Source organism: Rahnella inusitata (assembly GCF_965118895.1).
GTDB classification, from domain to species: domain Bacteria; phylum Pseudomonadota; class Gammaproteobacteria; order Enterobacterales; family Enterobacteriaceae; genus Rahnella; species Rahnella inusitata_A.
Map to the genome: position 1 here is coordinate 189335 of NZ_CBCPJJ010000004.1, position 20029 is coordinate 209363.

Genomic DNA, 20029 nt, shown 5'->3' on the forward strand with positions numbered 1-20029 from the left:
ATGAATGAAAGCCGAGCAAATTGAATATCATCTATATAAAGGAGGAAAATACGCGGGGTAAAAAATCAGCAAAGCACCGGGGGTGATTTTCCGGCACTTTGCGGTGGATCAGGAGGCTTTTTTGACCAGCGGCAGATCAAATGCTTTGCGCAGCGCTTTCACAAACGCTTTATCCTGACAGATGGTTTTCCCCGGACTGTCGGAAAGTTTCGCCACCGGCTTACCATTACACTGAACCAGCTTGATGACAATATTCAGCGGTTTCACGCCGGGAATATTACAGGTCAGGCGCGTACCGATGCCGAATACCAAATTCACCCGTTTGTGGAAATGGCGATATAAATGCAGCGCCTTATCCAGGTCGAGATTATCGGAGAACACCAGTGTCTTGGTCATCGGATCAATATCCAGTGCGTGATAATGCGCGATGGCTTTTTCACCCCATTCAAACGGATCCCCCGAATCATGGCGCAGGCCCTGATACGCGTTAGCGAATTTCGGTCCGAAATCACGCAGGAAAGCATCCATGGTTATGCAATCGGTGAGGGCGATACCGAGCTGATCAGGATATTCATCCAGCCATGCCTGTAGCGCCGCGCGCTGACTGTTGGCCAGCACCGGGCTGATTTGCTGATGCGCCTGAAACCATTCATGAGCCTGCGTTCCGACCGGTGCCAGTTGCAACTTATGGGCAACATCGTAGTTGCTGGTGCCGACCAGATAAGGGAATTCACTTTTCAGCGTGCTGACAATCGCTTCCTGCACCTCGCCTGAGAAACGGCGGCGCGTGCCAAAATCCATCAACCGGAAAGCGGAAAGATCGATATCAGAGGCCTGCTCATTAAAACTGATCAGATTTTTACGCAGCTGTTCGACCGCCATCTGCGCAGTGATTAGCGGTGAACGATGGCGATGTACCACTTCACTGATAACCGCCAGCAGCGGCACTTCCCACATGATGACTTCACGCCACGGCCCTTCGATGCGCACATGCAAATGCCCGTCGCGGTCAGAAACCGTGACATGTTCCGGATTGTAGCGGAACGTTTTCAGCCAGCTGAGATAGTCCTGTGTGAAGAAAGGCAGCCCGGAGAGGTAGGTGGACTCATCGTCGGTCAGCGCCAGTTCGCTCATCAACTGGATTTGCTGACGGATTTCACCGGCGTATTCGCCCAGCAATTCATCACCGCGGCAACGGAACTCGGCCACCACGCTGATACTGTGATAACGATGGAAAACCGCTTGCTGCATATGAAGCTTGTAGGCATCGGTATCTAACAGCGAAGTCAAAATCGGGGAGGCGTATGGAGTCATAGCGCTTTACAGCATCCTCGTCAGAAACTGAGTGTTTGAACACAAACAACCGTTCCGTAATAAAAACGTTCCGAATAAAACAGCAAAAGTCTGTGAAGTATACCGTAATATCCCGCCAAAGAACCCTCATCACATCATAATTGTCCGTGGTGGGTCGAGGCCAAAATGTGCTCACAGGCGGGGTTTACGGTGATATGCGCCAATTTGCGCAATAAATAAGGCACAAATTGATTACATTTAGTGGGGCAGATAAGTCTTCTTAGTAGACAGCACGAACAAAATTCTGTGTTTTGGTTGAAAGGTGCGCATACGAACTCACAACCTTGCAACAATCTGGGATTTCCTGATGCCTGTGGTAGAGTTTAGAGAGAAAGTATGAAGGTCGCGTCAGGTTCTGTGCAGCTCTATGCTGATGACAGGAACCCCCTTCAACGCCATAAATCGTCATCACCATAAACTATGAAAACGCCAAAAGGTTTTTTATGACTCAACTGCCGCAAGCCAAGTTCCGCCACGATTACCGTGCGCCGGACTACACCATCACGGATATTGACCTTAATTTCGAGCTTGATGCACAAAAGACGGTCGTGACGGCCATCAGCCAGATTAAACGTCTGGGCGCAGAAGGGGCTTCCCTGACGCTCAACGGTGAAGATCTTCAACTGGTCAGTCTGAAAATCAACGGTCAGGACTGGCCGAAGTATCAGTTACAGGAAGGCACTTTGGTGATCGACGGTCTCCCGGAAGCATTTGAGCTGGCGATCGTCAACGAAATTCACCCGGCGAAAAACACCGCGCTGGAAGGACTGTACCTGTCAGGAGAAGCGCTGTGTACCCAGTGTGAAGCCGAAGGTTTCCGTCACATTACCTATTATCTCGACCGTCCCGATGTGCTGGCGCGTTTCTCCACCCGCATCGTGGCCGATAAAGCCCGCTATCCGTACCTGCTGTCGAACGGTAACCGTATCGACCAGGGCGAACTGGAAGACGGCAAGCATTGGATTAAATGGCAAGATCCGTTCCCTAAACCTTGCTACCTTTTTGCGCTGGTGGCAGGTGATTTCGACGTGCTGCGCGATACCTTTAAAACCCGTTCAGGCCGTGATGTGGCGCTGGAGTTGTTTGTTGACCGCGGCAATCTCGATCGCGCCGGCTGGGCGATGGAATCTCTAAAACAATCAATGAAATGGGACGAAACCCGTTTCAATCTGGAATACGATCTCGATATCTTCATGATCGTGGCGGTTGATTTCTTCAATATGGGCGCGATGGAAAACAAAGGCCTGAACGTCTTTAACTCCAAATACGTGCTGGCGAAAGCTGAAACCGCCACCGACAAAGATTACCTCGGAATTGAAGCGGTGATCGGCCATGAATACTTCCATAACTGGACCGGTAACCGCGTGACTTGCCGCGACTGGTTCCAGCTGAGCCTGAAAGAAGGCCTGACCGTTTTCCGCGATCAGGAATTCAGCTCCGATCTCGGGTCGCGTTCGGTCAACCGCATCGATAACGTCCGCGTAATGCGTGGCGCACAGTTCTCTGAAGATGCCAGCCCGATGGCGCACCCGATCCGCCCGGATAAAGTCATCGAAATGAACAACTTCTACACCCTGACGGTGTATGAGAAAGGGTCTGAAGTCATCCGCATGCTGCACACCCTGCTGGGCGAAGAGAAATTCCAGGCCGGTATTCAGCTGTATTTCGAACGTCATGACGGCAGCGCCGCGACCTGTGATGATTTCGTGCAGGCGATGGAAGATGCGTCCAATGTCGATTTGTCACTGTTCCGCCGCTGGTACAGCCAGTCCGGTACGCCGGTCCTGACCGTACGCGACGACTATGATGTGGAAAAACAGCAGTACACTCTGACCGTCAGCCAGAAAACGCCGCCGACGCCAGATCAGACCGAAAAACTGCCGCTGCATATCCCGCTGGATATCGAGCTTTACGATCCGCAGGGCAACGTTATTGCCTTGAAGCAGGATGGTCAGATTGTCAGCAACGTGCTTAATGTGACCGAAGCTGAGCAGACTTTCATCTTCGAAGACGTGGAAGCGCCGCCGGTGCCTTCTTTATTACGTGAATTCTCCGCGCCGGTGAAACTCGATTACAAGTGGGGCGATCATCAGCTGACCTTCCTGATGAAGTACGCGCGTAACGATTTCGCCCGCTGGGATGCGGCCCAAAGCCTGCTGGCGATTTACATCAAACTGAACGTTGCGCGTCACCAGCAAAAGCAGCCGCTGTCTCTGCCGCTGCACGTTGCTGATGCGTTCCGCGCGGTATTGCTAGATGAAAACATCGATCCAGGCCTGGCGGCGCAGATCCTCACGTTGCCTTCGGATAACGAAATTGCCGAACTGTTCGACATTATCGATCCCGAAGCAATAAGCGCCGTACATGAAGCCATTACCCGCTGTCTGGCCACCGAAATGGCCGATGAGTTCCTTGCCGTTTACAACGCGAACCGTTTGCCGGGCTATCGCGTGGTACATGAGGATATCGGTAAACGTACCCTGCGTAATACCTGCCTGCGCTATCTGGCCTTTGCCGATGTGACGCTGGCCGATCAGCTGGTGAAAACACAGTTTGAGCAGGCAGATAACATGACTGATTCTCTGGCCGCGATGTCTGCGGCAGTGTCTGCGCAACTGCCTTGCCGCGAGGCGCTGATGGCGGCTTACGATGAGCGCTGGCATCACGACGGTCTGGTGATGGATAAATGGTTTATCCTGCAAGCCACCAGCCCGGCGGCCGACGTTCTGCAGAAAGTGCGTTCATTGCTCAATCACCGCTCGTTTAGCATGGGTAACCCGAACCGCGTGCGTTCTTTAATCGGCGCGTTTGCGTCAGCCAATCCTTCTGCGTTCCACGCAGCGGACGGCAGCGGATATCAGTTCCTGACCGAAATGCTGACGGATCTGAACACCCGTAACCCGCAGGTGGCGGCACGTATGATCGAGCCGTTGATCCGTCTTAAACGTTACGATGCAGGCCGTCAGGCGCAGATGCGCAAGGCGCTGGAACAGCTGAAAGGGCTTGAAAACCTGTCCGGTGATTTGTTCGAGAAAATCACCAAAGCGTTAGACGCGTAATCAAAAAGTAGAAATGACAAAGGGCGATGGAAACATCGCCCTTTTTACATCCAAAGATCTCAAAATAAGTTACCGCTGCGCACGTATCGCTTTCTGTGAAACCGTCGGCGCAGGCTGAGGCGTCAAAACTCGCTCCAGCACTTCGGCTTCCAGTTCTGCCAGTCTTGCCGAACCTTTACGACGTGGACGCGGCAAATCGACGGTTAAATCCATCCCAATCTGCCCCTGATCAATCAGGATCACCCGGTCGGCCACCGTGACGGCTTCACTCACATCATGCGTCACCAGCAGCACGGTAAAATCATGTTGCTGCCACAGGCGTTCGATCAGGCTTTGCATTTCGATACGGGTCAGGGCATCCAGTGCGCCGAGTGGTTCATCCAGTAACAATAAGCGCGGGCGATGGATTAACGCACGTGCCAGCGCCACACGCTGTTTTTGTCCGCCTGACAGCGCCGAAGGCCACTCGTCGGCGCGATCCGCCAGTCCGACTTCTTCCAGAGCCGCCAGCGCAGCTTCGCGCCATTTGCCTTTTAAGCCCAGCCCGACGTTATCGATCACTTTCTTCCATGGCAGCAGACGGTCATCCTGAAACATCAGCCGCGTATCATCACGTACCTGACTCAGCGGGGCGCTGGCGCTGAGCAGTTCGCCCTGCGTGGTTTTTTCCAGACCGGCGAGCAGGCGTAGTAACGTACTTTTTCCGCAGCCGCTGCGGCCCACCACTGCTACAAACTGGCCGGGCGGAATGCGCAGATTGATATCATTGAGCACGGCGCGGTTGCCGTACTTTTTGGTGATGCCGGAAAGCGTAACCGGCGTGCCTTGCGGGATTCGTGCAGGTGCGCTCATGCGGCGTCTCCTTGTTTTTTCTGATATGCGGGATGCCAGCGCAGCCAGACACTTTCCAGCTGGCGCGCTAAAATATCGGCCAGTTTGCCAAGGATTGCGTACAACACGATGGCGACCACTACGACGTCAGTTTGTAAAAATTCACGCGCATTCATCGCCAGATAACCTATGCCTGAATTGGCCGAAATGGTTTCGGCGACGATAAGCGTCAGCCACATGAACCCGAGCGCAAACCGCACGCCGACCATAATCGACGGCAGCGCGCCCGGTAACACCACCTGAATGAACAGCGGGAAACCGGACAAACCGTAGCTGCGCGACATCTCCAGCAGGCCGCGGTCAATGTTGCGGATACCGTGATAGGTATTGAGATAAATCGGGAACAGCGTCCCCAGGGCGACCAGGAAAATTTTGGCGGTTTCATCAATGCCGAACCACAAAATCACCAGCGGGATCAGGGCCAGATGGGGAATATTGCGCAACATTTGCAGAGAGCTGTCGAGCAGCCGCTCGCCCCAGCGGGAAAGCCCGGTGATAAAGCCGAGCAGCAAGCCCAGGCTGCCGCCGATAGCAAAACCGGTCAGTGCGCGGAAAGTGCTGATTTTCAGGTTTTGCCAGAGATCACCACTCTTCGCCAGTGTCCAGAACGCTTCGACCACCGCACTGGGCGCGGGAAGAATCCGGTTGGATAACCAGCCCGCTTCGACGGCAAGCTGCCAGCCGCCGATCAGCGCCACCGGCACAATCCACGGCAAAAAACGGTCTAACCAGCGTTGTGATGAGGTCATGTCTGTTCTCCTTAATGCTGGCTGGCGACTTTTTTGTTGGCGAAGTCGTGAGCAACCAGCTCACCGCGCGGTAAAATAGCCTTCTTCACCACCTGCTCATCTTCCGGTTTCGCCAGATCCAGATGCGGGAACAGCAGCTCGCTGACGCGGTAGGCTTCTTCCAGATGCGGATAACCGGAGAAAATAAAGGTATCGATGCCCAGATCGGCGTATTCCTGCATACGTGCCGCCACGGTTGGACCGTCGCCTACCAACGCAGTGCCTGCGCCAGTGCGTACCAGACCGATGCCAGCCCAAAGATTCGGGTAGATTTCCAGTTTGTTGCGATCGCCGCCGTGTAAGGCCGCCATACGGTGCTGGCCTACGGAATCGGTTTTGGCAAATGCCGCCTGGGCGCGTTGAATGGTTTCATCATCAATGTTGGCGATAAGACGGTCGGCGGCCTGCCAGGCTTCTTCATTCGTTTCGCGCACAATCACATGCAGACGGATCCCGAAGCGCACCGTGCGACCATGGGCAGCAGCTTTCGCGCGAACCTGATCAATTTTCTCTTTCACGGAAGCCGGTGGCTCCCCCCACGTCAGATATAGCTCAACCTGTTCTGCAGCCAGATCCTGCGCTTCCTCAGACGAACCGCCGAAATACAGCGGCGGGCGAGGGTACTGAACCGGGGGATGCATCAGGCTCGCGCCTTTAACCTGAATATGTTTGCCTTCGTAATCCACCGTTTCGCCTTCCAGAACGCGACGCCAGATACGGGTGAATTCGGCAGAGGCTTCGTAACGCTCTTTGTGATTAAGATGAAGACCTTCGGCGGCCAGCTCAGCCGGATCGCCGCCGGTCACCAGATTAAACAGCGCGCGGCCACCGGACAGCCTGTCGAGCGTTGCCGCCTGACGGGCAGCCAGCGTCGGAGAGATAATCCCCGGACGCAGCGCCACCAGGAATTTCAGCCTCTGAGTAACAGAAATCAGTGAGGCGGCGACCAGCCATGAGTCTTCGCATGAACGGCCTGTAGGCAGCAGCACGCCGCCGAATCCTAAGCGATCGGCCGCTTGTGCAATCTGTTGCAGATAACCGTGGTCAACGACGCGCGCACCTTCTTCAGTGCCTAAATAGCGACCGTCGCCGTGGGTAGGTAAAAACCAGAATACGTTAAGACTCATGGGTTGACTCCTCTGTCGTTTGTTTCCGCTCGTGGGTGGCGGTTAAATAGTCGGATATTCAGTTCGCTTGTACTGTTGGTTTCCAGATGCGGTCTTTGATTTCGACCTGCTTTGGCAAAATATGGTTTTCGTAGAACAGATCGGCGGTTTGCTGCTGGCGCTTTTCCGTTTCGGCACTGACGGGTGTGATAGGCAAATCCGGCAGATGATCCAGATACGACGCCACTACTTTTTCCGGCAGGCCCATCGACTGGGAAAGCAGCCTGATGCTCTGGTCGCGATCGGTTTTGGTCAGCGCATTCGCCTGCGTTAACACCGTCAGAACCTGCTGGATAAACTGCGGATTGGCTTCGGTATATTTTTTCGGCGCAAGATAGAAGGAACCGGTCTGATGGAGAGACGAGCCATCTGTCAGCACCCGGACATTTCCCTGAACCTGCGCGGCGGAGTAGTACGGATCCCAGATGGCCCAGGCGTCGACGTCATGCTGCTGAAAAGCCGCGCGGGCATCGGCGGGCGTCAGATAGACCGGCTGGATATCGCTGAGTTTGAGCCCGGCCTGTTGCAGGGCGCGGATCAGTAAATTGTGCGAGCTGGAACCTTTCTGGAAGGCAACTTTATGACCTTTAAGATCGGCGACGTTTTTGATCGGGCTGTCATTGTCGACAAGAATCACTTCTGCTTTGGGCTTTGGCGGTTCCGAGCCGATATAGAGCAGATCTGCGCCAGCTGCCTGCGCGAACAGCGGTGGCAAATCACCGGTGCCGCCTAAATCGATACTGCCGACATTAAGTGCTTCGAGGATCTGCGGCCCGGCAGGGAATTCAATCCAGGTGATTTTGGTATCAGGAAAACGCGTTTCCAATAGCTTGTGCGATTTCGCCAGCACCAGTCCGACAGATCCTTTCTGGTAAGCGATGCGCAGTTGCTCCGGCGCTTTTTCTTCTGCTCCCGCATACGTGCTAAGGAGAAGGCTGGTCAGCAAACCGGCAATTACTGGCAGCCTGCGTAGTGATAACAAAGAGAATGACGCAGTCATGGTGAATTCCTTTTTAGTCAGACGCGCAAAACTTGCGCTGAAAGAGAGGCTGCGGAGTTCGCAATAGGCCGGCGACGGCTGAGTGCCAGATAAAAGTTTTCCAGCGATTCGTTCAGGCGCCCGGCAAGTGCCGGATCCAGCGTCGCAGGGAAGGTGTGATAATCAGTAATCAGGCTGTCATCGGCGAATACACCCTGCAAAACCTCCTGCGCTTTTAACGAGGCGAGGACCGGTTTGAGAGCATAGTCCACCGCCAGCATGTGGCCGATAGACCCAGCGGTCGCCAGCGGCAGAACGACTTTATGGTCGAGCGCGCGTTCAGGCAGTAAATCCAGCAGCGTTTTCAATGCGCCGGAAAACGAGGCTTTGTACACCGGCGTGGCGACGATCAATCCGTCCGCGCTCGCCAGTTCAGCAATCAGTTGTTTGAGCTGCGGGCTGGAGAAATTGGCAAATAGCAGATCATCAGCGGAGAAATCCTGAAGATTGTAGGTAAAAACTTCCACACCGCGGCTTGCCAGCCACTGATGACTGAGCGCCAGCAGGGAAGAGGAACGGGACGGCTGTCGGGGGCTACCTGCCAGGGAAATAACACGCATGTTTATTCTTCCTTATAACAATATGTTATAGAACCATCATTTTTCTTAACAAAGTGAATTAAAACTAGCAGGCAACGCCGTGGGAGCGGAAATCTCAATTTTGGCTATGCATAGTCACAAAACGGATAAAGACGGCAGCCAGGCAGGCGGGAAAGGAGAACAAAAGGCGTAAAACGTGAATCGAAAGTAAATAGAAAGTAATCGTTTGCGCATAAACGCATTTATTGCCACAAATGGCCGGTTATCGTTTCCAATTGCCCGGCGGTTAGTCGATAATACTGCCCCGTCTAGCCACCGGGAATCCAGGAGTCTCCATGTATTATCCTCTTGTCAGGAAAGCACTGTTTCAGCTCGATCCAGAGCGCGCCCACGAGTTAACCTTTCGTCAGCTGAGCCGCATTTCCGGCACTCCCCTTGAATTTTTGATCCGCCAGTCTGTACCAACTAAGCCTGTCAGCTGCATGGGATTATCTTTTAAAAACCCGTTAGGTCTTGCCGCTGGCCTGGATAAAGACGGCACCTGTATTGATGCGTTTGGCGCAATGGGCTTTGGATTTGTAGAAGTGGGCACCGTAACGCCACGTGCGCAGGACGGAAATGAAAAACCCCGTATATTCCGAATTGTTGAAGCAGAAGGCCTGATTAACCGCATGGGCTTTAACAACCACGGCGTCGATAATCTGGTCAATAACGTCAAGAAATCTCGTTTTGGCGGCATCATTGGTATTAATATTGGTAAGAATAAAGATACCCCGGTGGAGCAAGGTAAAGACGATTATCTGACCTGTATGGAGAAGGTATATCCGTATGCGGGCTATATCGCGGTGAATATTTCATCGCCGAACACGCCGGGATTACGTTCGCTGCAATACGGCGAAGCGCTGGATGATTTACTGGCGTCGATCAAAAATAAGCAGCTTGAGCTTCAGCAGCGTCACCAGAAATATGTCCCCGTTGCCGTGAAGATCGCACCGGATCTTTCTGAAGAGGAATTGATCCAAATAGCCGACAGTCTGGTGCGTCATAATATGGATGGTGTTATTGCGACCAACACAACGCTCGACCGCAAACTTGTTCAGGGACTTAATTATTGCGAACAAGTGGGTGGCCTCAGCGGTCGTCCGGTGCAGCTGCGCAGTACAGAAATCATCCGTATGTTGTCGAATGAATTACAAGATCGCCTCCCTATTATTGGCGTCGGCGGGATTGATTCTTTAACCGCTGCGCGCGAAAAAATGGCGGCGGGTGCATCTTTAATTCAAATCTATTCCGGATTTATCTTCAAAGGTCCGCGTCTCATCAAAGATATTGTTACCCATATCTAATATTTTTCATCCTGAAGACGAGTCAGGGGTTTATTTATTAACCCGGCTCGTCTATATTTTGTCCACTGACCTTAATTAAGACTCAGGATTTGTCTGATTTCTTTTCATTATAAAAAATTCTATTCTTAACAGAGTAGCGGGTAATGAAGTCAGATTGGCGGGCATTGAGGGTGAACAGGATGACGAAATGAAAATCAAACCAGATGATAATTGGCGTTGGTATTTTGATGCTGAACATGACCGGCTGATGCTGGATCTGGCCAATGGCATGATTTTTCGTTCCCGTTTCCCGGCTAAAATGCTCACGCCTGATGCATTCGGCGATATGACTTTTTGCGTCGATGACGCCGCGTTGTATTTCGATTTCGAAGAACAATGCAAACAAATTAAACTCGGTGCAGAACAACGCGCCGAATTAGTATTAAATGCCCTAGTCGCCTTCCGTTTCTTAAAACCACTGATGCCAAAAAGCTGGCATTTCAGTCAGCAGGTTCGCACTTTCCAGCCTGGCAACGGGCAGCTTGCAGAAGTGCAGGTAACAGAAAGCGGTGAGCGAGCAACATTGTTGATTGTCGAATCAGGCGAAAACGCCAGTCTGTGCCTGCTGGCGCAAGAAAGACTGACGGTCGCGGGCCGGGGAATGGTGCTGGGTGATGCGATTAAAATCATGCATGACCGTATGATGCCAGCCGCTGTCCGCACCAGCAATCGCGACCTGTACGATCAGGCGGTTTAATCCTTTATCTTGTTGAATGAGTTAAACACTGATAAAGCCCGCCTGACCTTCCTGCCAGTTTCAAATATTCTAGCCGAGCACGATGTCTGATGCCGGAATACAGCTGCATGCCAAAATCGTCCCGTCTTTTCCCACTGCGCTTTCTTTTAGCGGCGACACTTGCCCGTCTCGTAACGTCATTTTACAGGCTCCACAAATTCCTGCCCGGCAAGAATAAGGGATGCGTAACCCCTGTAACTCAAGCTGTTCGAGTAAAATCTGCTGATTGTTGCCGGTAAATTCGGTGCCCCGATAATTTATCGTCAAAGTCTGCGCGCTGCTTTTAGGTGCTTCAACGCTTTCTACCAATTTACCGACGCCGTAAGGGCGGGGTGGTCTGGTCGCCAGCACCTCAACATTATCGCCTGCGCGTATCACACCGCTATTACGGGCAATCATGTTCTGACCGAAATCAACATCGCCGTCGCTGGCCGTACGGTAACTTTGCAGTGTTTTCAGCGGTTCACCGCCGGGATGTTTGCGCCCCTTCTCAATGCTGACCGTTGTGAAAACACAGCGGCTGCACGGTTTGACAACATCAAAAATTACCTCGCCAACACGGATCGTCTGCCAGGTATCTTCGGCATAAGCCTCAGCGCCGCTGACCACAATGTTCGGGCGGAATTGCTCCGTTCTGACGCCGACCGGACAGCGACCTTGTAAATCCAGCATGGAGGCTTCATTAATCAACAGATACGGGAATCCGTCGGCAAATGAAAGTGGCACTTCAGGATGTTTTTTTACCCGTCGGGTCGGTTCTTCGCCGACCCAGCGCAGTTGAACTTCACGCTTTAAATAACCACTTAACCAGCGATTTACCGGTTCTGGCGCGATGAGTGAGGTAAACTGATTGCCCCAGACTTCTGTCGGCGCATTCTGCCCGTTGAATTCAGCGAATTTTACGCTGATGTTGTCGCCTTCCGGCGCGGATAGCATCAGGCCATCGGGTAACAAAACCGGGGTGAACAGCACCAGATTCGGATACTGCCGGGCGGTAATAAACATGCCCTGAGGATCCGTAATCATAAACTGACGGTCAAACGCCAGACCCGTCGCGGTAACCAACGCATGTGAAACTTGCAGGCCGCGCATGGATTTAACCGGGTGAACAAATAAACGTGAAAGAATGGGCACTTAACATCGCCTCTCTGATTTCTGATCCTAAAAGATAACCAGAGACTTTATGACAAGCGCCCGGGATTAGCTATAATGCGCAACTATTTTATTTTTGGTGATATGTCGATATGAACTCTTTGTTTGCCAGCACGGCGCGTGGACTGGAAGAACTGTTAAAAAGCGAACTGGAAACGCTGGGCGCGCAAGCCTGCAAAGTTGTGCAGGGAGGGGTGCATTTTGAAGGTGACGATCGCCTGATGTATAAAAGCTTGCTGTGGAGCCGTCTGGCTTCGCGCATCCTTTTGCCTCTGAACGAATTTAAAGTCCACAGTGACTTAGACCTGTATATGGGCGTGATGGCGATCGACTGGCCGGAAATTTTCAGCGTCGATAAAACCTTCGCGGTCCATTTCAGCGGCCTGAACGACGAAATTCGCAACAGTCAGTACGGTGCCTTGAAAGTGAAAGATGCCATCGTTGACAGCTTTACCCGCAAAATGGATGAACGTCCTAACGTCGCAAAACAGTTGCCTGACATCCGCGTTAACGTCTTCCTGCAACGTGACACCGCCAGTGTGGCGTTGGATCTGAGCGGCGAAGGCCTGCATCAGCGTGGCTACCGTGATCTTGCCGGCCAGGCACCGCTGAAAGAAAACCTCGCAGCCGCTATCGTCATGCGCTCCGGCTGGCAGTCGGGCACACCGATGCTGGATCCGATGTGTGGTTCCGGTACTTTGCTTATCGAAGCGGCAATGATCGCAGGCGATCGCGCGCCGGGCCTGCATCGCCCGCACTGGGGTTTCACCGGCTGGAATAAATTTGATACCGAACTGTGGCGTGAGCTGACCACGGAAGCGCAGGTACGTACACGCCGCGCCGTACAGGAAACCACATCGCGTTTCTTTGGCTCTGATATCGACCGTCGTGTGATCGAGATGGCGCGCTCCAACGCCCGCCGTGCCGGTGTTGCGGAGTTGATCAGTTTCGAAGCCGCTGAAGTTGGCAAACTGGTGAATCCGTTACCTGAAGGCCCGACCGGCACCGTCATCAGCAACCCGCCATACGGCGAGCGTCTGGAAAGTGAACCGGCGCTGATTGCGCTGCATAACCAGCTGGGCCGCATCATGAAGATGCAGTTCGGCGGCTGGCAGTTGTCGCTGTTCAGCGCATCGCCTGAATTGCTGAGCTGCGTGCAACTGCGCGCCGACCGCCAGTTCAAAGCCAAAAACGGCCCGCTGGAATGCGTGCAGAAAAACTATCAGCTGTCGGAAAACCCGACTGGCGCCGCGGGCGTGCAGATGGCGGAAGATTACGCCAACCGTCTGCGCAAGAACGTCAAAAAGCTGGAGAAATGGGCCAAACAGCAGGGAATCGAATGTTATCGCCTGTATGACGCCGATTTACCGGATTACAACGTGGCCGTCGACCGCTACGGCAGCAAAGTCGTGGTTCAGGAATACGCACCGCCAAAAACGGTTGATGCGCAAAAAGCCCGTCAGCGTCTGTTCGATGTGATAAATGCTACGCTCTCCGTGCTGGATGTTTCCTCCAGCCAGCTGGTGTTGAAAACCCGCGAACGTCAGAAGGGCACCAACCAGTACGAAAAACTGGCGCAGAAAGGTGAATTCCAGCTGGTAGAAGAATTTAATGCCAAGCTTTGGGTGAACCTGACTGATTATCTCGATACCGGTTTATTCCTCGATCACCGCATCGCGCGCAAAATGCTGGGCGAGATGAGCAACGGTAAAGACTTCCTTAATCTGTTCGCTTACACCGGCACCGCCAGTGTTCATGCGGGTTTGGGTGGCGCTCGCAGCACTACCACCGTCGATATGTCCCGTACTTATCTGGAATGGGCGGAGAAAAATCTGCGCGTTAACGGCCTGACCGGTCGTCAGCATCGCCTGATTCAGGCGGATTGTCTGTCTTACCTTGGCATGTGTGACGAACAGTTTGATGTGATCTTTATCGATCCACCGACGTTCTCTAACTCCAAGCGTATGGCCGAAAGTTTCGACGTTCAGCGCGATCATCTTTCATTAATGAAAGATTTGAAGCGTATTCTGCGTCGCAACGGTACCATCATGTTCTCCAACAATAAGCGCGGTTTCCAGATGGATCTCGACGGACTGAGCAAGCTGGGTCTGAGCGCGAAAGAAATCACCAGCCAAACCCTGTCACAGGATTTTGCCCGTAACCGTCAAATTCATAACTGCTGGCTGCTGTCCCATGCTGGCGAGGAAAAATAAAGTTTATGTCGTTAATTAGTATGTCAGGTGCCTGGCTGTCATTCAGTGACTCGCCGCTGTTGGATAACACCGAATTGCACATTGAGCCAAACGAGCGCGTTTGCCTTGTTGGCCGTAACGGCGCCGGTAAATCGACGCTGATGAAAATTCTGAACCGCGAAGTGCCGCTTGATGACGGGCGCATCGTGTACGAACAGGATCTGATTGTGGCGCGTCTGCAACAGGATCCGCCACGTAACGTTGCCGGTACCGTATTTGATTTCGTCTCTGAAGGCGTATTTGAGCAGGCTGAGCATCTGAAGGCCTATCACGCCATTTCGCATCTGGTCGAAACTGACCCGAGCGAAAAGAACATGAACAAACTGGCGCAGGTGATGGAGATCCTCGATCACCAGGGCCTTTGGCAGCTCGACAGCCGGATCAACGAAGTGTTGTTGAAACTGGGTCTGGATGCGGATACCGAATTGAAATCTCTGTCCGGCGGCTGGCTGCGTAAAGCCGCGCTGGGCCGTGCACTGGTCAGCGCGCCACAGATCCTGTTGCTTGACGAACCGACCAACCACCTGGACATCGAGAGCATCGCGTGGCTGGAAGAGTTCCTGAAAGAGTTTCAGGGCAGCATTATCTTCATTTCCCATGACCGTTCTTTCATCCGCAATATGGCGACCCGAATTGTCGATCTCGATCGCGGCAAACTGGTGTCCTACCCGGGCAACTACGAAGCTTACCTGCTGGAGAAAGAAGAAGCGTTGCGTGTTGAAGAACTGCAAAATGCTGAATTCGACAAGAAACTGGCGCAGGAAGAAGTGTGGATCCGTCAGGGCATTAAAGCGCGTCGTACCCGTAATGAAGGCCGCGTTCGTGCTCTGAAAGCGTTGCGTAAAGAGCGTTCAGACCGTCGTGAAGTGATGGGCACCGCCAAAATGCAGGTGGTTGAGGCCTCAACGTCCGGCAAGATTGTCTTCGAAATGGAAGACGTCAGCTATGCGATTGCCGGTAAGCAGCTGGTAAGTCACTTCTCTGCACAAGTGATGCGCGGTGATAAAATTGCGCTGGTGGGTCCGAACGGTTGTGGTAAAACCACATTGCTCAAACTGATGTTAAGTCAGATTCAGGCCGACAGCGGCCGCGTTCACTGCGGCACCAAGCTGGAAGTGGCTTACTTCGATCAGCACCGTGCCGAACTTGATCCTGAACGTACCGTGATGGATAACCTTGCCGAAGGTAAACAAGAAGTCATGGTCAATGGTCGCTCCCGCCATGTGCTGGGTTACCTGCAGGACTTCCTGTTCCACCCGAAACGCGCAATGACGCCGGTGAAAGCGCTGTCAGGCGGCGAGCGTAACCGCCTGCTGCTGGCTAAACTGTTCCTGCGTCCAAGCAACCTGTTGATTCTCGATGAACCGACCAATGACCTGGATGTGGAAACGCTGGAGCTGCTGGAAGAAATGATCGACAGCTATCAGGGCACCGTGATGCTGGTGAGCCATGACCGTGAATTCGTGGATAACTCGGCGACTGAATGCTGGATTTACGAAGGCAACGGCGTAATCAACAGCTATGTGGGCGGCTATTTTGATGCGCAGCAGCAGCGCCGTAACCAGAAGCCAATCCGTCAGATTGCGCCGACCGAAAATAAACCGTCTGCACAGCCTAAAGCAGAACCGGCCAAACGCACGGCGAACAAGCTCAGCTATAATCAACAACGTGAGCTGGAACAATTGCCTCTGCAAATCAGCACACTGGAAGAGAAAATTGAAGCACTGCAACAGCAGATGAGCGATGCGAATTTCTTCACACTTCCTCATGAAGAAACGCAGCAAGTGCTTGCCGCTTTCGCTGCGGCAGAGCAGGAGTTAGAGCAGGCGTTCGAACGTTGGGAAGCGCTGGAAGCGCAGAAAAACGGCTAACACTGCACGCTTATCGGTGACCGGTCTAATGGATAACCGGTTGCCGATATTTTTGGCATTTCCGCTATTGAGGAGTCGATTGTGTGTTCTGATGCCCATGGCCCGCACATTTTATGCCCCCAATGCGACATGCTGGTGGCAATACCTGGTCTGCATATCGGGCAGAAGGCCGTGTGTCCCCGTTGCCATACAACGCTGACAACCCGCTGGAATGAACCACGCAGACGCCCCGTCGGTTACGCAATCAGCGCCTTATTTATGCTGGTGCTGGCCAACCTTTTCCCCTTCGTTAATATGAATGTTGCCGGACTGAGCAGCGAAGTCACGCTGGTGCAGATCCCGCAGGTATTGGTGTCAGAAGATTACGCCAGTATGGCATCACTGTTTATGATCGTGGTGCAACTGCTTCCGGCAATATGCATGGTGTCGATCATCATCCTTTATAAGGGGATGAATATTCCAGTCCACTGGAAAGTCAGTATCGCCCGCACTCTGTTCAGGCTGAAAAGCTGGTGCATGGTGGAGATTTTTCTCGCAGGCGTCCTGGTCAGCTTCGTGAAACTGATGGCTTACGGTGACGTGGGGGTCGGGACCAGTTTCATCCCTTATGTCCTGTTTTGCTTACTGCAACTACGCGCCTTCCAGTGCACCGATCGTTTCTGGCTATGGCAGCACATTGAGCCAGCGCCGGCGGTGGAGCAACCAGTTCGCGTGGGTGAAAGCGGTCTGCGTCAGGGGCTTCGTTCCTGTCATTGCTGCATGGCGATTTTGCCGGTCGACCAGACTGAGTGCGGACGTTGTAAAAGCAAAGGACATGCGCGGCGTAAGAACAGCCTGCAATGGACGATGGCGCTGCTGGTCACCTCAGTTTTGTTATATCTCCCGGCGAATCTGCTGCCAATTATGATCACACAGGTATTGGGAACCCCGATGCCTTCGACGATCATGGCCGGCGTCGTGCTGCTATGGAGTGACGGTTCGTACCCGGTAGCGATGGTGATTTTTATCGCCAGTATCATGGTGCCGACCTTAAAAATGATTGCTATTGCGTGGCTATGCTGGGACGCAAACAGCAATAAAGAAATCGACCGTGAAAGGTTGCATGTGATTTACGAACTGGTTGAATTTGTCGGCCGCTGGTCGATGATAGACGTGTTTGTAATTGCGGTACTTTCTGCGCTGGTAAGAATGGGGCAGCTCATGAGTATTTATCCGGACATCGGGGCGCTGCTGTTTGCTGGCGTCGTCATCCTCACTATGTTCGCTGCAATGACGTTTGACCCAAGGCTCATTTGGGATCGTGCCGGAATGAAATCTACAAAGGAGCCACAAGATGGCAGGAAATAATATGGCAGAGCATGACGGAACTGCCAAAGTAGAAAAGATTAAACGCTGGTCACCGGTGTGGATTGTCCCGATCGTCACTGCGCTGATCGGGGCATGGATCCTGTTTTATCACTACAGCCATCAGGGACCGGAAGTCACTCTGATCACCACAACAGCAGAAGGAATTGAGGGCGGGAAAACCACCATCAAAAGCCGAAACGTTGATGTGGGTAAAGTTGAAACAGTGACCCTGAGCGATGACTTACAGCAGGTTATTATCAAGGCACGTCTGAACACCGGTATGGAAAAAATGCTGCGTGATGATTCCGTATTCTGGGTGGTCAAACCGCAAATCGGCCGCGAAGGCGTCTCCGGTCTGGGCACATTGTTGTCCGGCGCGTATATCCAGCTACAACCGGGCAATAAAGGCAGCGAAAAATCAGAATATAAACTAGATGACTCTCCGCCGCTGGCCTCGCCAGATGCTAAAGGTATTCGCGTGGTTCTGGAGAGTGAACGCTCTGGCCAGCTTAGCCCCGGTGACCCTGTGCTGTTCCGTGGTTTCCAGGTGGGTACGGTTGAAACCAGCCACTTTGATCCGAAAGCCCGTAACATCAAATACCAGCTCTTCATTCGCGCGCCTTATGACACGCTGGTATCTGACAATGTGCGCTTCTGGAAAGACAGCGGCGTTAACTTTGATATGTCTGCTGCCGGTATGCGTGTGGAAATGGGTTCCCTGACCACGCTGTTTAGCGGTGGCGTCAGCTTTGATATTCCTAATGGCTGGACGCAAGGGCAGGAAGCGAAAAACGGCGATAACTACCAGCTGTTTGACGATCAAAAAAGCATTCAGGAATCGCTGTATACCCGCCATATGGATTACGTGATGTTCTTCTCTGATTCTGTTCGCGGCCTGCAACCGGGCGCACCGGTCGAATTCCGCGGCATCAGGCTCGGTACGGTTTCAGAAGTACCTTTCCCGATCAATGCGCTGAAACAGCAAATTGCGAACGACTATCGTATCCCTGTGCTGATCCGCATTGAACCGGATCGCTTTGCACAGTTACTCGGCAGCGATTTTAACATTGCCGATCATATTCGTGATGGTATCGCTGAGGGCCTGCGTGCTTCGATGAAATCAGCCAACCTGCTGACAGGCTCGATGTATGTTGATCTCGATTTCTATCCGAATGAAAAACCGTGGAAAGGGCCGCTGGAAGTTGCCGGACATAAACTGCTGCCGACCGTGAGTGGTGGATTCGCGCAGATCCAGCAAAAACTGATGACCACGCTGGATAAAATTAACAATCTGCCAATCGAACCTATGCTACGTGAAGCCACCAGCACATTAGCCGAAAGTCAGAGAACGATGAAGTCCACGCAGAAAACCATTGAGTCTCTGAATGCGATTGTCAGCAGCAAAGAGATGAAGGCGTTACCTCAGGATATGCAGCAGACGTTGATCCAGCTGAACCGCAGCCTGAAAGGCTTCCAGCCAGGTTCACCTGCGTACGGCAATCTGGTGGGCGATATGCAAAGCCTGGATAAAACCTTGCGTGAGCTTCAGCCGGTACTGAAAACGCTGAACCAGAAAAGTAACGCTCTGATTTTCGCCGCCCCAGGGCAAGATGATCCTCAGCCGAAGAAGGCCAAATGATGAAAAAATGGATACCCGTCGTCTTAGCATTATTCCTGACTGCCTGCAGCAGCAGTGAGCAGAAAACCTACTACCAGCTGCCGGTGCTGAGCAGCTCACCGGCAGCGGGCAGCGCGTCGTCATCTGGCATGGTGGAGCAGCGTAAGCTGTGGGTTGAGCACGTAAGCGTGGCTGATTATCTGGCAGGTTCAGGGCTGGTGTATCAGACCAATGATGTGCAATACACGCTGACGCAAAATAACCTGTGGGCCAGCCCGCTGGATCAGCAGCTTCAGCAATCACTGGTGACCTATCTGCGCCGAGATTTGCCAGGCTATCTGGTTTCAGGTCAGCCAGCCAGTTCCGACGATCAGGATGTGCTGAATGTGAACGTCACCGGTTTCCACGGTCGTTATGATGGCATCGTCGTAGTAAGTGGTAGCTGGACGCTGACTCGTCAGGGGCAGACCGTTCAGCGTGATTTTGCACTGAATCTGAAACAGGGTGAAGACGGTTATGACGCTTTGGTCAGGACCCTGGCGACCGGATGGCAGCAAGAAGCAAGCCAGATAGCTGCACAAATAAGATAAAAACTTTTTTAGCTTAATTTTATTTAAGCTAAACAATATAAATCCCGGTTTCTGAATTTCAGACGCCGGGATTTTTTATTTGTGATCAGCCAGATGTGATTCTTGATGCGCTATTGATTTGCGCGCAATCCGATAAAATATCTCAAATTTATGACATTGGCGTGAATTTTGAGCATTGACCTCGTCTGCGATTGCGGCTATTTGTTAGAGGTGGACGCAGAAGCGTACCACTGTTTTCTTTCC

At 52.7% G+C, this 20029-nt stretch carries 15 protein-coding genes; 8 read left to right on the forward strand and 7 right to left on the reverse strand.

Annotation, left to right across the window (positions count from 1 at the left end; all coding sequences use genetic code 11):
* Positions 1–108 precede the first annotated feature (108 nt).
* Positions 109–1314 (reverse strand): nicotinate phosphoribosyltransferase, encoded by a 1206-nt coding sequence (gene pncB / locus ACMHLI_RS04620; RefSeq protein ID WP_413528449.1) that lies wholly within the window; start codon positions 1312–1314, stop codon positions 109–111.
* A 482-nt stretch (positions 1315–1796) separates the two neighbouring features.
* Between pncB and pepN the strand changes: the two genes are divergently transcribed.
* Positions 1797–4412: an aminopeptidase N gene (gene pepN / locus ACMHLI_RS04625; RefSeq protein WP_413528450.1), complete on the forward strand. Its 2616-nt coding sequence runs from the start codon at positions 1797–1799 to the stop codon at positions 4410–4412.
* 69 nt (positions 4413–4481) lie between these two features.
* Here the strand turns inward: pepN and ssuB are convergent, their stop codons facing one another.
* Genes ssuB through ssuE form a run of 5 tightly spaced genes read right to left on the reverse strand, consistent with a single transcriptional unit; the run spans position 4482 to position 8856 of the window.
* Positions 4482–5264 carry an aliphatic sulfonates ABC transporter ATP-binding protein gene (gene ssuB / locus ACMHLI_RS04630; protein ID WP_413528451.1) on the reverse strand — a complete coding sequence of 261 codons (783 nt, stop codon included), beginning with the start codon at positions 5262–5264 and terminating at the stop codon, positions 4482–4484.
* Positions 5261–6052 (reverse strand): aliphatic sulfonate ABC transporter permease SsuC, encoded by a 792-nt coding sequence (gene ssuC, locus ACMHLI_RS04635; RefSeq protein WP_413528452.1) that lies wholly within the window; start codon positions 6050–6052, stop codon positions 5261–5263. Before ssuC ends, ssuB begins: the two co-directional genes overlap by 4 nt.
* 11 nt (positions 6053–6063) lie before the next feature.
* Positions 6064–7218: an FMNH2-dependent alkanesulfonate monooxygenase gene (ssuD, locus tag ACMHLI_RS04640; protein WP_112166315.1), complete on the reverse strand. Its 1155-nt coding sequence runs from the start codon at positions 7216–7218 to the stop codon at positions 6064–6066.
* A 58-nt stretch (positions 7219–7276) separates the two neighbouring features.
* Positions 7277–8257, reverse strand: coding sequence for a sulfonate ABC transporter substrate-binding protein (locus ACMHLI_RS04645; RefSeq protein ID WP_413528453.1), 981 nt, complete (start codon positions 8255–8257; stop codon positions 7277–7279).
* A gap of 17 nt (positions 8258–8274) precedes the next feature.
* Positions 8275–8856: an NADPH-dependent FMN reductase gene (ssuE, locus tag ACMHLI_RS04650; protein ID WP_112166311.1), complete on the reverse strand. Its 582-nt coding sequence runs from the start codon at positions 8854–8856 to the stop codon at positions 8275–8277.
* Between the two features lie 314 nt (positions 8857–9170).
* Between ssuE and pyrD the strand changes: the two genes are divergently transcribed.
* Positions 9171–10181, forward strand: coding sequence for a quinone-dependent dihydroorotate dehydrogenase (gene pyrD, locus ACMHLI_RS04655; protein WP_413528454.1), 1011 nt, complete (start codon positions 9171–9173; stop codon positions 10179–10181).
* Positions 10182–10368: 187 nt separating this feature from the next.
* Positions 10369–10917, forward strand: a complete 549-nt coding sequence (locus ACMHLI_RS04660; protein WP_413528455.1) for a cell division protein ZapC — start codon at positions 10369–10371, stop codon at positions 10915–10917.
* Positions 10918–10986: 69 nt separating this feature from the next.
* On the opposite strand, the gene ACMHLI_RS04665 is transcribed toward ACMHLI_RS04660, so the two are convergent.
* Complete coding sequence (locus ACMHLI_RS04665) at positions 10987–12090, reverse strand: YcbX family protein (RefSeq protein ID WP_413528456.1); 1104 nt, start codon at positions 12088–12090, stop codon at positions 10987–10989.
* Between the two features lie 110 nt (positions 12091–12200).
* Between ACMHLI_RS04665 and rlmKL the strand changes: the two genes are divergently transcribed.
* The 5 genes from rlmKL (at position 12201) to pqiC (ending at position 19786) form a co-directional block, all read left to right on the forward strand.
* Positions 12201–14321: a bifunctional 23S rRNA (guanine(2069)-N(7))-methyltransferase RlmK/23S rRNA (guanine(2445)-N(2))-methyltransferase RlmL gene (gene rlmKL, locus ACMHLI_RS04670; RefSeq protein WP_413528457.1), complete on the forward strand. Its 2121-nt coding sequence runs from the start codon at positions 12201–12203 to the stop codon at positions 14319–14321.
* Between the two features lie 5 nt (positions 14322–14326).
* The gene (locus tag ACMHLI_RS04675; RefSeq protein ID WP_413528458.1) at positions 14327–16231 is read left to right on the forward strand and encodes an ABC transporter ATP-binding protein; all 1905 of its coding nucleotides are present in this window, start codon (positions 14327–14329) and stop codon (positions 16229–16231) included.
* 78 nt (positions 16232–16309) lie between these two features.
* A complete protein-coding gene (gene pqiA / locus ACMHLI_RS04680; protein WP_413528478.1) occupies positions 16310–17578 on the forward strand; it encodes a membrane integrity-associated transporter subunit PqiA in 1269 nt (422 codons plus the stop codon).
* Positions 17565–19217: an intermembrane transport protein PqiB gene (pqiB, locus tag ACMHLI_RS04685; RefSeq protein WP_413528459.1), complete on the forward strand. Its 1653-nt coding sequence runs from the start codon at positions 17565–17567 to the stop codon at positions 19215–19217. The genes pqiA and pqiB overlap by 14 nt, the downstream gene beginning before the upstream one ends.
* Entirely contained in the window at positions 19217–19786 is a 570-nt protein-coding gene (gene pqiC, locus ACMHLI_RS04690) for a membrane integrity-associated transporter subunit PqiC (RefSeq protein WP_413528479.1), read from the forward strand. The genes pqiB and pqiC overlap by 1 nt, the downstream gene beginning before the upstream one ends.
* The last annotated feature ends 243 nt before the right edge of the window (positions 19787–20029 follow it).